This window comes from Helicobacter canis (genome assembly GCF_008693005.1).
In the GTDB taxonomy this organism is placed as follows: Bacteria; Campylobacterota; Campylobacteria; order Campylobacterales; family Helicobacteraceae; genus Helicobacter_B; species Helicobacter_B canis.
Genome location: NZ_VXKE01000010.1, coordinates 85,743 through 97,658 on the forward strand (window position 1 = coordinate 85,743; position 11,916 = coordinate 97,658).

14 protein-coding genes and 1 pseudogene are annotated in these 11,916 nt (G+C 44.5%); 10 read left to right on the forward strand and 5 right to left on the reverse strand.

From position 1 onward, the window contains the following. Positions 1 to 9: 9 nt before the first annotated feature. Both F4V45_RS03655 and F4V45_RS03660 read right to left on the reverse strand, forming a co-directional pair. Entirely contained in the window at positions 10 to 507 is a 498-nt protein-coding gene (locus F4V45_RS03655; protein ID WP_150337114.1) for a hypothetical protein, read from the reverse strand. Next, positions 504 to 1,292: an SDR family NAD(P)-dependent oxidoreductase gene (locus F4V45_RS03660; protein WP_150337115.1), complete on the reverse strand. Its 789-nt coding sequence runs from the start codon at positions 1,290 to 1,292 to the stop codon at positions 504 to 506. The genes F4V45_RS03655 and F4V45_RS03660 overlap by 4 nt, the downstream gene beginning before the upstream one ends. Positions 1,293 to 1,396: 104 nt before the next feature. Between F4V45_RS03660 and fliW the strand changes: the two genes are divergently transcribed. The 6 genes and pseudogenes from fliW to argJ all read left to right on the forward strand — a co-directional run bounded on the left by fliW (position 1,397) and on the right by argJ (position 6,231). Then, positions 1,397 to 1,786: a flagellar assembly protein FliW gene (gene fliW / locus F4V45_RS03665; protein ID WP_023929660.1), complete on the forward strand. Its 390-nt coding sequence runs from the start codon at positions 1,397 to 1,399 to the stop codon at positions 1,784 to 1,786. 23 nt (positions 1,787 to 1,809) lie between these two features. Next, a pseudogene (locus F4V45_RS09700) lies at positions 1,810 to 1,941 on the forward strand (glycosyltransferase); the annotation flags it as partial. Positions 1,942 to 1,980: 39 nt separating this feature from the next. After that, on the forward strand, positions 1,981 to 3,225 hold the full coding sequence (locus tag F4V45_RS03670; protein WP_246144992.1) for a UDP-N-acetylglucosamine--N-acetylmuramyl-(pentapeptide) pyrophosphoryl-undecaprenol N-acetylglucosamine transferase: 1,245 nt from the start codon (positions 1,981 to 1,983) through the stop codon (positions 3,223 to 3,225). Positions 3,226 to 3,316: 91 nt separating this feature from the next. Continuing rightward, a complete protein-coding gene (argC, locus tag F4V45_RS03675; RefSeq protein ID WP_150337117.1) occupies positions 3,317 to 4,360 on the forward strand; it encodes an N-acetyl-gamma-glutamyl-phosphate reductase in 1,044 nt (347 codons plus the stop codon). A gap of 9 nt (positions 4,361 to 4,369) precedes the next feature. Continuing rightward, entirely contained in the window at positions 4,370 to 4,867 is a 498-nt protein-coding gene (locus tag F4V45_RS03680; protein ID WP_150337118.1) for a GNAT family N-acetyltransferase, read from the forward strand. 11 nt (positions 4,868 to 4,878) lie between these two features. Next, on the forward strand, positions 4,879 to 6,231 hold the full coding sequence (gene argJ, locus F4V45_RS03685; protein WP_210670685.1) for a bifunctional ornithine acetyltransferase/N-acetylglutamate synthase: 1,353 nt from the start codon (positions 4,879 to 4,881) through the stop codon (positions 6,229 to 6,231). 75 nt (positions 6,232 to 6,306) lie between these two features. On the opposite strand, the gene F4V45_RS03690 is transcribed toward argJ, so the two are convergent. Beyond that, a complete protein-coding gene (locus F4V45_RS03690) occupies positions 6,307 to 6,570 on the reverse strand; it encodes a helix-turn-helix transcriptional regulator (protein ID WP_150337145.1) in 264 nt (87 codons plus the stop codon). 128 nt (positions 6,571 to 6,698) lie between these two features. Between F4V45_RS03690 and F4V45_RS03695 the strand changes: the two genes are divergently transcribed. Genes F4V45_RS03695 through F4V45_RS03710 form a run of 4 tightly spaced genes read left to right on the forward strand, consistent with a single transcriptional unit; the run spans position 6,699 to position 9,154 of the window. Continuing rightward, positions 6,699 to 7,082: a hypothetical protein gene (locus tag F4V45_RS03695; RefSeq protein WP_150337119.1), complete on the forward strand. Its 384-nt coding sequence runs from the start codon at positions 6,699 to 6,701 to the stop codon at positions 7,080 to 7,082. Continuing rightward, on the forward strand, positions 7,079 to 7,612 hold the full coding sequence (locus tag F4V45_RS03700) for a hypothetical protein (RefSeq protein ID WP_150337120.1): 534 nt from the start codon (positions 7,079 to 7,081) through the stop codon (positions 7,610 to 7,612). Before F4V45_RS03695 ends, F4V45_RS03700 begins: the two co-directional genes overlap by 4 nt. Beyond that, a complete protein-coding gene (locus F4V45_RS03705) occupies positions 7,609 to 8,187 on the forward strand; it encodes a hypothetical protein (RefSeq protein WP_150337121.1) in 579 nt (192 codons plus the stop codon). The genes F4V45_RS03700 and F4V45_RS03705 overlap by 4 nt, the downstream gene beginning before the upstream one ends. Positions 8,188 to 8,197: 10 nt before the next feature. Next, on the forward strand, positions 8,198 to 9,154 hold the full coding sequence (locus tag F4V45_RS03710; RefSeq protein WP_150337122.1) for an HrgA protein: 957 nt from the start codon (positions 8,198 to 8,200) through the stop codon (positions 9,152 to 9,154). Between the two features lie 79 nt (positions 9,155 to 9,233). Here F4V45_RS03710 and F4V45_RS03715 read toward each other — a convergent pair whose 3' ends face one another. Beyond that, on the reverse strand, positions 9,234 to 11,132 hold the full coding sequence (locus F4V45_RS03715; protein ID WP_150337123.1) for a hypothetical protein: 1,899 nt from the start codon (positions 11,130 to 11,132) through the stop codon (positions 9,234 to 9,236). After that, positions 11,120 to 11,881, reverse strand: coding sequence for a hypothetical protein (locus tag F4V45_RS03720; protein WP_150337124.1), 762 nt, complete (start codon positions 11,879 to 11,881; stop codon positions 11,120 to 11,122). The genes F4V45_RS03715 and F4V45_RS03720 overlap by 13 nt, the downstream gene beginning before the upstream one ends. Positions 11,882 to 11,916 lie beyond the last annotated feature (35 nt).

The window sequence follows — 11,916 nt, forward strand, 5'->3', positions numbered from 1 at the left end:
GAGCGCGTATCACTTATCGGCTTCTCTTAGGCTTGCGTTGGTTTTTTCTTGGGCTTCTAGGAGTCGCTTGGCTTCACTATTAAGCATAAACTCTTCATCATAGGCTTTTTGGATCACAGAGCGCACAATTTGCAGCTTTGAAGCATTGGCTTCACCGGGTAGCATATCAAGCACAATCCCATAAAGCTGGATATTATGTATGATTTCTTCAAACATCTTGTTTCGCGCTTTTATATAGAGCTCTTCATCAGCCATATAGCGCGCGATTTCCACCTGCGCACGCTCAAAGATAATATGTGCCATAGCATTAAGCCGCACGCGCTCTTGGATAATCTCGCGCGCTCTCTCTAGCTGCTGCTCTAGGGCATTGCGCCCCATATACACTAGCACACTTACAATCAAAATAAGCGCATCAATATCTGCCCCAAGCGATCGCGTCTTCCAGCGGATAATAATAGTCTCTACAAATGAAAACTTCCTATACTCTACCCCAGCTTTCACACTCACGCTTCACTCCTTTTATGCACATTAAGCGCGGCGGGGGCTTGGGTGGTTGGCATCATCTCTAGGCGATTGATATTGATATGCTCTGGTAAATACGCCACAAAGCATACCGCTTGAGCCACATCTTCTGGGCTAAGGGGTGTCGTGCCAGCATAGACAGAATCTGCGCGCGCCTTATCACCTTTAAAACGCACGAGAGAAAACTCACTCCCACCGGCTAACCCGGGCTCAATATCGCTTACGCGGATATTTTTGTCATACAAATCCGCGCGCAGATTTAGACTAAATTGCTTCACAAATGCCTTGCTCGCGCCATAGACACTACTGCCCGGATATGGATAGCTCCCAGCAATTGAGCCCATATTGATGATATGCCCCTTTTTGCGCGCCACCATAGCAGGCAAAACTCTATGTGTAAGCCGCACTAATGCTAGGATATTGACACTAATCATCTGCTCCCAATCTTCTATCTTGCACGCATTTGCAGGCTCTAGTCCAAGAGCTAGCCCAGCATTATTGACAAGCACATCAATCCCACTAAGCTCACTCTCGCCATCACCCCCAAGCCCAAAGCCCTTAAGCGCGCTAGAAATCCCCTTGCTCAAAGCACAAGTATCCACCACATCGCACACTACAATCGCACAAGACTCTGCCCCAAGCTCTCGCTGCAAGTCTAATAGCTCCTGCTCTCTGCGCGCTGTGGCGATGACCTTCGCCCCCCTAGCCACAAATGCGACCGCACACGCCCTACCAAATCCAGATGATGCCCCAGTGATTACCACAACCATAGCAGCTCCTTAAGCGACATTTGCTTGCAATAAGCGGTTATTATAGGTGCTTTTGGCATAGCTTTTGCTTAATATTCAGCCACTATCACACTTAAGGAGTTTCTATGACATATCAAATAAAAGCCCCTATTTTGGGGTTTGAGCATATTACAAGTGTGGAGCTTACAAGGCTAGATGAGTATTTCGCCAAAATTGCAAGCGATGACAAAAGCCTTGAGATGATGCTGGTTAATCCCTACTCTTTGCGTGAGTATAGCTTCACAATCCCACGCTATATAGAAATGCTCCTAGGGCTTGATAGAGACTCTAGCGTGCTGGTGTATTGCATTGTCATCTTGCAAAGAGATTTAGAAGAATCAATGGTGAATTTCCTAGCACCGCTCATTTTTAATACCAAAGACAAAGTCGCTGGGCAGGTCGCACTCTCTATGATGGACTATCCAGATTTTGGCTTCAAAGATACGCTAAAATCCTTCCTCCAAAAAGGCGCGTAAAGCTGTATAAGGAGTTTTAGAGAATGATTGTTATCACCGGTGGTGGCACAGGCGGGCATCTAGCCATAGCTAGGGCATTAGCACAAGAGTTGCATAAGCGCGAGATCCCAGCCATTTATATTGGCTCACTCTATGGACAGGATCAAATGTGGTTCGCTGGGGATTCGTCTTTGGGCAATCATAGCAGCGATTTTATGGATTTTGGGGTAACCGCAGACCATCAGTCTAGCTCCACCCCAAAATCCATAAAAAGCCCCACTAGCACCACCGCAAATCCTAGAATCCGTGAAGAAAAAGGAGCTGTGCGTGAAAACGCTGCAATTCCGTCATTGCGAGCTGACGCAGTCGGCGAAGCAATCCATAAAGAATCCACGAAAGTGGATTCTAGCTCCAAGCCCCAGAATCCACTTTTCCAAGAATGCTACTTTCTCAACACTTCAGGCGTAGTCAATAAAAAGGGCTTTAAAAAGCTAGCAAGCATTTATGCCCAGCTGCGAGCGATGTGGGGTGTGCGCAAGATTTTTGCTAGACACGGGGTGCAGGCAGTCATTAGTGTGGGGGGCTTTAGCGCGGGACCTGCAAGCCTAGCAGCCATTATGCTTAGAAAGCCCCTCTTTATCCACGAGCAAAACGCTATCCAAGGTAGGCTAAACTCCTTGCTAGCCCCCTTTGCTAAGGCGGTGTTTAACTCATTCCACCCGCCATTCCCACCCTATCCTATCAAGCAAGAAGCTTTGCAAAGTCGCAGAATCCGCACGGAGTTTCAAAGCATTATCTTTATCGGTGGCTCACAAGGTGCAAAAGCGATCAATGATCTAGCCCTACAAGCTGCACCAAAGCTGCTAGCAAGGGGGATACGCATTATCCACCAATGCGGAGAGAGAGATTTAGATCGAGTTAGGCAAGCATATATGGAGCTAGATTCTAGCTTGCTAAAGTCTAGGGAGAGTGCCGAGCTAGAATCTAAAAGACTAGATTCTAGTAGCGCGCAAGAGCCTAGCACCGCACCTAGGCTCACACTTTTTAGCTTTGACAAAGACCTAATTAAGCATTTAGACAAAGCAGACATTTGCATAGCGCGCGCTGGAGCTTCAAGCATCTGGGAGAATGCCGCTCTATCTCTGCCCACCATCTATATCCCCTACCCCTACGCTGCTAATAATCACCAGCTCCACAACGCTAGCTACTTCACAAATCAAGGACTTGGGCTAATGATCACCGAGCAAGAGCTGCGCAAGCTAGATTCTAGCCCACTAGATTCTAGCCCAAAAGAGTCGCTAGAATCCGCGCTAGATTTAGCGAAGTTTTTTGCTCTACTTTCCCAGCTAGAGAGTAATCTCACAGAAATTTCTACCGCCCTAAGCCAAACGATCACCACAAATGGCGCAGAGCCTATCATTACAGACATTATGCAAACCCTAGCGGGCAAGCAAACATAAAGCGTGCGATTAAGCGGGCGTTGTAGAAAAATTTGCTATAACTACCCACTACAGCGGTGGCTATGGGGCATTCTTAGAAGAAAGGCGAGCAATGATAAAAGTAGGGATTTTGGGATCAAGTGGCTACACGGCAAACGAGCTTGTGCGCATACTACTAGGGCATAAAGAAGTAGAAATTGCCTGGCTAGGCTCACAAAGCCAGATCGATAAACCCTACCACCAAAGCTACCAAAACTTCTTCCAAATCTTTCCGCTCTCCTGTGTCGATGCAAGCGAGCTAGAATCTATGTGTAAGCAAATTGATGTGCTGTTTTGCGCTACGCCGCATAACTTTTGCGCCAATATCCTTACGCCAAAAATCCTAGAATCCACAAAAGTCATCGACCTAAGCGCGGATTTTCGCCTGCGTGATGTGGAGATTTTCGCCGAGCATTACCACACCAAGCACGCCAGCCCAGCCCTACTAGCACAGAGTGTTTATGGACTTTGCGAGCTCTATAGAGCGCAGATCAAATCCGCACGCCTTGTGGCAAACCCGGGCTGCTACCCTACTTGTAGCATTCTCTCCCTAGCTCCCTTGCTTTTCCATAAGCTTATCGCCCTAGATAGCATTATCATCGATGCAAAATCAGGCACTTCAGGTGCAGGGCGCAAGGCTGCTTTGGATAGCTTGTTTTGCGAGGTGAATGAAAACTTCAAAGCATATAGCATTACCACGCATCGCCACACCCCAGAGATAGAGCAAGCCCTAAGCGAGATCGCCAAAGAGCCGATCGTCTTAAGCTTCACGCCACACCTTGTGCCAATGAGTCGCGGGATACTTGCCACAAGCTATGCGCGCTTGCTTGTCAATTTAGATTCTAGTGAGCTGCGCCAAGTCTATAAAGACTTCTATAAAGGCGAATATTTCGTGCGTGTGCTAGATGAAGGGCTTAGTGCGCAGACAAGGTGGGTTAAGGGCAGCAATTTTATCGACATAGCTCCCTATATCGACACGCGCACCAATCGCGTCATCATCACCGCTAGCATTGATAATCTCATCAAAGGTGCGAGCGGACAGGCTGTGCAGAATATGAATATTATGTGCGGGTTTAGAGAATCTAGCGCGCTTGAGTGTGCGCCGATGTTCCCATAAGGTAGTTAGATGAGTATCCTAGCAAATCTCCTTATCCGTCCTATGCACATTGATGACTATGAGCAAGTCGCCACGCTGTGGCAGCATATTGATGGATTCTATATCCGCAGTATTGATGACTCTAAAGATGGTATCGCGCGCTTTCTTGCGCGTAATCCCAACACCAGCGTAGTCGCCGTGATAAAAGATAACGATTCTGGCGCGGAGCGCATTATCGGCAGTATTTTATGCGGACACGATGGGCGATATGGCAGTCTCTACCATGTATGCGTGCATAAAGACTTCCGCCAAATGGGCATAGGCTCACAAATGGTGGAAGCCGCCCTAAATGCGTTAAAAAAAGAGCAAATCTCTAGCATTTCTCTCATCGCCTTTAGTGAAAACACCATCGGCAATGCCTTTTGGAAAAAGCAAGGCTGGGCTAGCAAGCCAAACGCCAATCGCTATGAGTTTAGCCTAAACCCAGCCAACATCTCTCACAAAATCCACGACCCCAATCCCAAATAACAGGAGTCCCTATGCCAAAATCTCCCAAAACCCCCACACAAAAACTGCTAAAAGCCACCGCCAAAGCCGCTCTGGCAACAATACCTACAACTTCTCCCACAAGCCCACAAGCCCACGCAGGCAAACTAGAATCTATAAAGATTCTGCGAAGTGGGCTAAACGCGCTGCCTAGCTTCCAATACAGCGGCGCACAAGCTGGGATCAAATACAAAAAACGCACCGATATGAGCCTGATTTTTAGCCCCTATCCTTGCGTAGGGGCGGGAGTTTTCACGACAAACAAAGTCCGTGCTGCGTGCGTAGAGTATGATGAAGCCACATTGAAACTCAAGCAGCCTCTCCACGCTATCATCGCTAATGCTGGCAATGCCAATGCCTGCACGGGCGCACAAGGTGAAAAAGCGTGTAAAGAGAGTGCGATCACCGCTGGGGCAGTGCTAGGGGTAGAATCTAGTAGCGTGCTGCTTGCTTCCACAGGAGTTATAGGCGTGCAGCTCCCACTTGATAGGATCAAAAAGGGCATAAATCTCCTAGCTCAAAGCAAATCCAGCAGCAAAGCAAGTGCTAAAGCCGCGGCGCAAGGGATTATGACAACAGATTTGTTTGAAAAGGAAGCCGCAGTAGAGTTTATCTCCTCTAATGGCAAGCGCGTGCGGCTAGCAGGGATTGCCAAAGGCAGCGGTATGATCCACCCAAATATGGCGACAATGCTATGCTTTATCATCACAGATTGCGCTATCAGCCAAAAGCTCTTGCAAAAAGCCTTGCAAAAAGATGTGAAAGACTCGTTTAATATGATTAGCGTAGATGGCGATACTTCTACCAATGATATGATCCTAGTGCTGGCTAATGCAAGAGCGCGCAACACGCCCATTACTTCACAAGATGATAGTGATTACGCGCTTTTTGCCAAAGCTCTCTCCCTACTCACCACAACGCTTGCGCGCAAAATCGCGCGCGATGGCGAGGGTGCGACAAAGCTGCTCATCGCCCACTGCCTAAATGCTAAAAGCAAAAAGGACGCACGCAAAATCGCAAAATCTGTGATCGCATCAAGCCTTGTAAAAGCAGCGATGTTTGGCAATGACGCAAATTGGGGGCGGATTTTATGCGCTGTGGGGTATAGTGGGGGAGATTTTGACCCCAAAGTCGTTGATGTAAAGCTAGCAAGCAGTGCTGGGGAGATAGAGATTATGCGCGGTGGCAATGCGCAGGTTATCGATGAGAAGTTTGCCAAAAAACTCTTACAAAAAGATGAGATACATATATTTATCGACTGCAAACTCGGCAAAAAAAGCGCGCAAGCGTATGGCTGTGATTTGAGCTATGACTATGTGAGAATCAATGCCGATTATCGCTCGTAGCTCTTAGGAGCTAGACGCCACGCCCAAGCGTGCTACACAATCTTACACCTAGAATCCACTTTATCACCACTGGCTCTAAGCCTTAGATAGAGCAAAAATATCTGCAATATCAATTTCAAAGGCTTTGGCGATTTTGTAGCAATGCTCTAAATTAAAATGCTTCCCATAGCGACAATTTTCACAATTTGAATAAAACGCCACGGATTTAATGCCAATCTCAAGGGCTAGGTCAAGCTGGGATACTCCGCGCTTCTCACGCAGGATTCTAATATTAGCGGATACGCGTTTGTAAAACTCGCTAATCTCCTCTTGCGTGGCGTTGCCATAAAGCTTTTGTATCACCCAAAGTCCCTTGATAGCCGTGGCTAATATTTATCCTATAGGATTAAGTAGAAACTAAAATTTACAAAGATACAATGCACTTTTATATATCCTATGGGATAAATTTTTGGAGAAAGGGGTTTAAGATGAAGTTTATTTTATGGCTAGTCTTAATCGTAGCTTTCACCTTTGGGAGCGACAACAATCAAGCTGCATTTGTAAGAGATACAGGCTTAGCTCTTACAAAAGGATATGAGTTTGGAGCGTGCTTGTATAGTGAAACTTTCAATGTTCTTAGTAAAACCACACACAAAAAGACTAAAGCGGATTATGACAAGGCAGAAAAACTTGCTTCAAACACTTGTGAAAATAAATTAAAAGTCAAACAATGGCTTAATCAACATACAGCCAAAAAGCATTTCGAGCTTATGGAGAGTGGGGTAAAGCTAGGAACAACCGAGGGATATAACAATGCTATTGAAACACAGCAAACATTTTGGGATACTATGAAAGAGGCTTTTAACAGATGAAAACACTAACACATAACTTGATATTTGTCTTTTCAGCTCTATTCCTGTTAAGTGGCTGCGCTAGTTGGACACAATACAAAGAAGCGTATCAGGATATAAAATCTTCAATCAGCGATCAAAAAAAATTAAAACTTGATGCAAAAGAAATTGAAACTATTGTTAAAAAATATCAAAACCACACCATAGCTTCGGAAATCAAACAAGCTGGATTCGATGATAAAACAGCCAAATTACTTGAAGCAGTATGGTTTTGCCCTACATTGATAAGAGAAGTTGTGAATAGAGAATACAAATATGAACGAGGAGAACTGCTCCGCTACGCAAAAGCCTATGAGCTTTCACATTATTGCCAATTAAAACACACACAATTAAAATATTACGACAATGAAGTAGCTCTACTCTCATCAATCTCTAATTATAAAAAATATGAAAAAAACACAACCACTGAGTATAAGAAGCTTCGTAGCAACTTCAATTACCAAGAAATACAAGCTTTATATACAAAACTCATCAAGGATGGATCTAAATGAAAAAGCTAATGCTGATATTGCTTATTTGCTTTATGCACCTTGGAGCAGATGAATGTTTTAGAATGAATGACAACACTTTTTGTAATAACGATGTTTTACAAATAGATCAAACAGGGCAAACAATTTTGCTCAAAGTTTTTGATATTGGTGGCGGACGCGTAAGCTACGATATTTTTGCGTTCTCATTTAATCCAACTTCGGAGCAAGGATTATTGGGAGAGGCATATTCTGGAGCTGTGCCATACTATGTTACTGATCAATTTAAGCTAGGTCGAGTTACAAAGCTCTACTCCAATACACCCGCTATGCGAAAGATTCTACTAAATAATCTACGATACAAAAAAGATGCGAAAATAAAATCAATCAAAGCAGAAGCCGCAAAATGTAAAAAAGGTGCGGAGATAAACAGCAAAAATAATGCTTTTGTAAAGCAACAGCTAGAAGCATTGTGCGCTTTTGTTTTAGAAGAGCAATTTCAAATTGAGTTTATGGGAAAAACTATTGATATAAGCCCAAGTCCGTGGCACAATCCATCAGCATTAGATACTTATATAAACATCAAGCAAAACAACTAAAGGAATCCCTATGTCTTACACTTATCTTCATCTAGCACAAGAAGTGCTACACGATTGCGCTATACCTTTGCAGCTCGGGCAAATATGGAATCTAGCCAAGCAAAAAGGCTTAGACAAAAAGCTAGAGAGTGAAAATCCTAGAAAATCCGTTTTGGCGACTGCTTTGCACTCACCAACAAGGCGTAAAGCCTACAATATTTTTGCATTTTCAAAGTCTCCCACACTCTTTGGTATCATAGGCAAACATCAAGCCATAATCCCTGAAGAAGAAGCAAACGAAGCACAAGAAAATGAGAATGACAAAGCAAGCAAAGAGCAGCTTGAACGCTCTCTCCATCCGTTATTTGTGAAATTTGCTAGAGAGAAACTCAATCTTTTTTGTAAGACAATCTATCACGAGCAAAGTAAGAAATGTAGAAAAGGTAAAAATGAGTGGATTCACCCTGATATTGTTGGTGTAGAATTTGTGTGTAAAGACTATCAAAATCAAACACTTGATTTTGTCAATACATTTAATCACCCTAAAATCAATCTCTATTCATTTGAACTAAAAGTGGAGATAAAATCTACTGATTTGAAAAAGATATATTTCCAAGCGGTGTCAAACTCCAGCTGGGCAAACTATGGCTACTTGGCAGTATTTAATCCCATAGATGATTTTGTCAAAGATGAGTTAAGGAAGCTTAATGCGCGATTTGGCATTGGCGTTATTAACTTTGGCATACCAACAGAAAATGAAGAAAAAGAAGAATGGGAGATTCTTTTTCCAGCTAAAAGGCGAGAAGATATTGATATTTCAATGCTTGATGAGCTTGTTGAGCTAAATCCGGGATTCAAAGAGCTAATAGAAAGTATTGTGGCAGGAGCGAACGATAGTAATGAGCATAATGGCTATGATAAGTATTTGGAACACGAGGAGGAAGTGCAAGACCACATTCAAACACACAAAATTATACGCGACCAGTAGAGATAAGCACACCTAGAATCTACTTTAGCCACCTACCTTGCTCACACTACTCCCAACCACAGCACACCGATCATCAAAACTACTTAGCAAAATCTAGGCTACCCATAGCGATAAATACCGCTTCATTATCGCTTAGTAGATATGTTTCACGCGGATAAATGAGCAAGATTCTAGTCGCCTTCTCCTGCTCACTTAGCAATACAATATGCGCTTGCGCTGGGTAGTTGTAGCCCTCTCTGTCATAGGACACAAAGCGATCGCCGCCATATTTGTGGGATTTATCTATGCTGCTATGTTTTAGGCTTACAAGCTCTAGTGGGGAGAGCCCTAGCGCATTAGCTTTGGCGAATGTCTGCTTGAGACTCTTTAGCCCTGTGTATCGATAGCCTTTTGAAGATTTGTTATGAAAAAGTGCGTGCGTAGTGGAATCTATGGGCTTAAATTCTGCATTTTCTATGATGGAGAGCATTGTTTTTGCAAGCGCGTAATCTGGCAGCGCACTGCTATCAGTATCCTTGCACATACTTATACTATCACTAGCGATATAGCCACTTATCGGCGGTAAATGGCTAGCGCGGAACGAAATAAACATAGCATTTGCGCTAGATTTTGCGCTAGGCAGAGTTTGGAGCAAAGCAAGCTCCCCCAAGGCTAAATCTAGCTTATCAATCCTTGTAGAAAGCTGGCTTAGCTTACTATCTGCATAAACTTCCAAATACCGCTTGTAGCGTAAATTACCCCCGATACACAATCTAGGCTCTTGCAGGCTTTGGCTAGATTCTAGCTCTAGTCGCACAAGCTTGACTTCTGGCTCAAGGTGCAAATACGACAGACTTGGCATATCAATATACATACGAAGTGCGGCATTGATACTAGGATACCCAAGCGACTTGGCTTTATCGGCAAGCTTTATGCGATCTGCTTGGCTTAGGTAGTAATCAATCTCCTGACTTATAGGCAGATAGGGCAAAAGTGCAGAATCTGCAAGCGATATGCGCCCACTTTTTGTATCAAATATTACGGCAATAGTGAGCATTTGGGCTAGATCTTTGGGCTTAGGCTTTAGCAGAGTGTGGATCTTCTTTTGATGGGTTTGGCGCATTTCTTGTAGTGTCGGCTGCCTAGTAAAAAGTGTCTTTGTGAAAGCTGGGAGCGCACTTGGGGCAAGCTGGGTAGCATTGGCTGGTAGTGCTTGTATCGCTGCTTCATCAATATACCCCCAAAAATACACCGACTCATTGACAATCACCACCGCTTGGTAGAATCCTTTCTCATAGCCGATGAGAAACACCCTATCCCCTAGAATCTGCGCGCGCTCGCGCTCATCTAGCAGCGCGGTTTTGGCTTTAGCTTTGGCAAGCGGCTCTCTAGGCGATGTTGCATAAGGCTGTGGTGCGGCGTGTATCTCTAGCACTACATTTTGTGAAGCCTTTTGTGAAATTTGGGGTGTTTTATACAAAGTAAGCTTCTGTCCTGCTTCAAGCCTTAGCTCATAGAACACATTGAAGCTTTTGAGCCCCCACTCTTTTTTGTCTATCTCTTCACCTGTTCCTATGCCTATTTGTCCCCTTACATTGCGCTCTGCCACCATCTCTATGCCATTGTGCGTAGATACACTCCCAAAGGCGTAGCGTTTATACAGCAGGGGCAAGCCACTATCCCCGCTAGAATCTAATGCCACAAGCGTGGGGATTATCACAGGGCTTATGATGATACTAGAGCGGCTATTACTTAGGCAGGTGTCGCTAGCTTGGCAGTAAAACTCCCCAGACTCTTTATCTAAGACAAGCACTTGATTGGGCAGGATATAAGTGGGAGAAGACTCTGCTTTGGCATTTGGCTTAGTATCCACTAGAAAATATGTCCTATCTCCCACATATAATGCGCGCCCATAGGCAAAATCACTCCCAAAAGCTTGACTCAAAGCCGCTTGCCAGAGCCACAAGCCCAGAGCTATGCCAGCTCTTACTCCTGCCATACTTTGATCACCTTAGGTGGTGTGAAAAACACCGACACATCAGCATATGCCCTATCAAAGCGCACGAGCGGACTGCCTTTGGGTAGAGACTTGATCGCAGACCTTTGGACAAACGCATTGATAGGCGTAATCTCTCTGGCAAGCTTCATTGCTTCTTCTACATACTTGGAAGTCATAATGCGCTTTGCATTGGGGAATATAATCACTTGGTAAAACTTCTCATCACTTGTTAGTGAGAGTGGGAAAACAAGATCATCTTTTCCTAGTTTATGAAGCTTTGTCGCGCTTTGGCTTGGTTTATCTTGTGCTATCGCTCCTTTCTTAAAATGTTTGGCATAAGGTAGCAGACAGCCAATACCTGTTGGCATATAGCAGAGGCTTTTATCTTCACTATCTAGGATTAGCCCATTTGACTTAGACCAAAATGCCCAAATCCAAAAGGGCACGCTACTATCATTCACTTCTGCGCCTAAATCCTGCGCCCAAGACATAGCAAATATCTCATCAATAGGCGTTATGCTCTTTTGCACAAAGCTGCTGCCATAAGCCAAGCTAAATGGGAACTCCCACGGATCAAAGCGAGAGAAATCTACTCCATTCTCATCTTTGAGCGTATGCCCGACCCAATTTAGCTGCACGACTAGCCCATCTTCAGGCTTAGGCTCATAAGCACTATCCACCCACTCCGCTTGCAACGGCAAAAGATAAGTAGCAAAAGCAAGCAACGCTCCAATCAGTCTAGGTTTCATTTTCTCTCCTTATCGTTTTGTGTTTAGGAACTACC

Bases quoted from the DNA above. Each gene is read 5' to 3' on its own strand.
- F4V45_RS03660 (WP_150337115.1), bottom strand. From the start codon at position 1,292: ATGGTTGTGGTAATCACTGGGGCATCATCTGGATTTGGTAGGGCGTGT.
- fliW (WP_023929660.1), top strand. From the start codon at position 1,397: ATGACATATCAAATAAAAGCCCCTATTTTGGGGTTTGAGCATATTACA.
- F4V45_RS03670 (WP_246144992.1), top strand. From the start codon at position 1,981: ATGGATTTTGGGGTAACCGCAGACCATCAGTCTAGCTCCACCCCAAAA.
- argC (WP_150337117.1), top strand. From the start codon at position 3,317: ATGATAAAAGTAGGGATTTTGGGATCAAGTGGCTACACGGCAAACGAG.
- F4V45_RS03680 (WP_150337118.1), top strand. From the start codon at position 4,370: ATGAGTATCCTAGCAAATCTCCTTATCCGTCCTATGCACATTGATGAC.
- argJ (WP_210670685.1), top strand. From the start codon at position 4,879: ATGCCAAAATCTCCCAAAACCCCCACACAAAAACTGCTAAAAGCCACC.
- F4V45_RS03695 (WP_150337119.1), top strand. From the start codon at position 6,699: ATGAAGTTTATTTTATGGCTAGTCTTAATCGTAGCTTTCACCTTTGGG.
- F4V45_RS03700 (WP_150337120.1), top strand. From the start codon at position 7,079: ATGAAAACACTAACACATAACTTGATATTTGTCTTTTCAGCTCTATTC.
- F4V45_RS03705 (WP_150337121.1), top strand. From the start codon at position 7,609: ATGAAAAAGCTAATGCTGATATTGCTTATTTGCTTTATGCACCTTGGA.
- F4V45_RS03710 (WP_150337122.1), top strand. From the start codon at position 8,198: ATGTCTTACACTTATCTTCATCTAGCACAAGAAGTGCTACACGATTGC.
- F4V45_RS03715 (WP_150337123.1), bottom strand. From the start codon at position 11,132: ATGGCAGGAGTAAGAGCTGGCATAGCTCTGGGCTTGTGGCTCTGGCAA.
- F4V45_RS03720 (WP_150337124.1), bottom strand. From the start codon at position 11,881: ATGAAACCTAGACTGATTGGAGCGTTGCTTGCTTTTGCTACTTATCTT.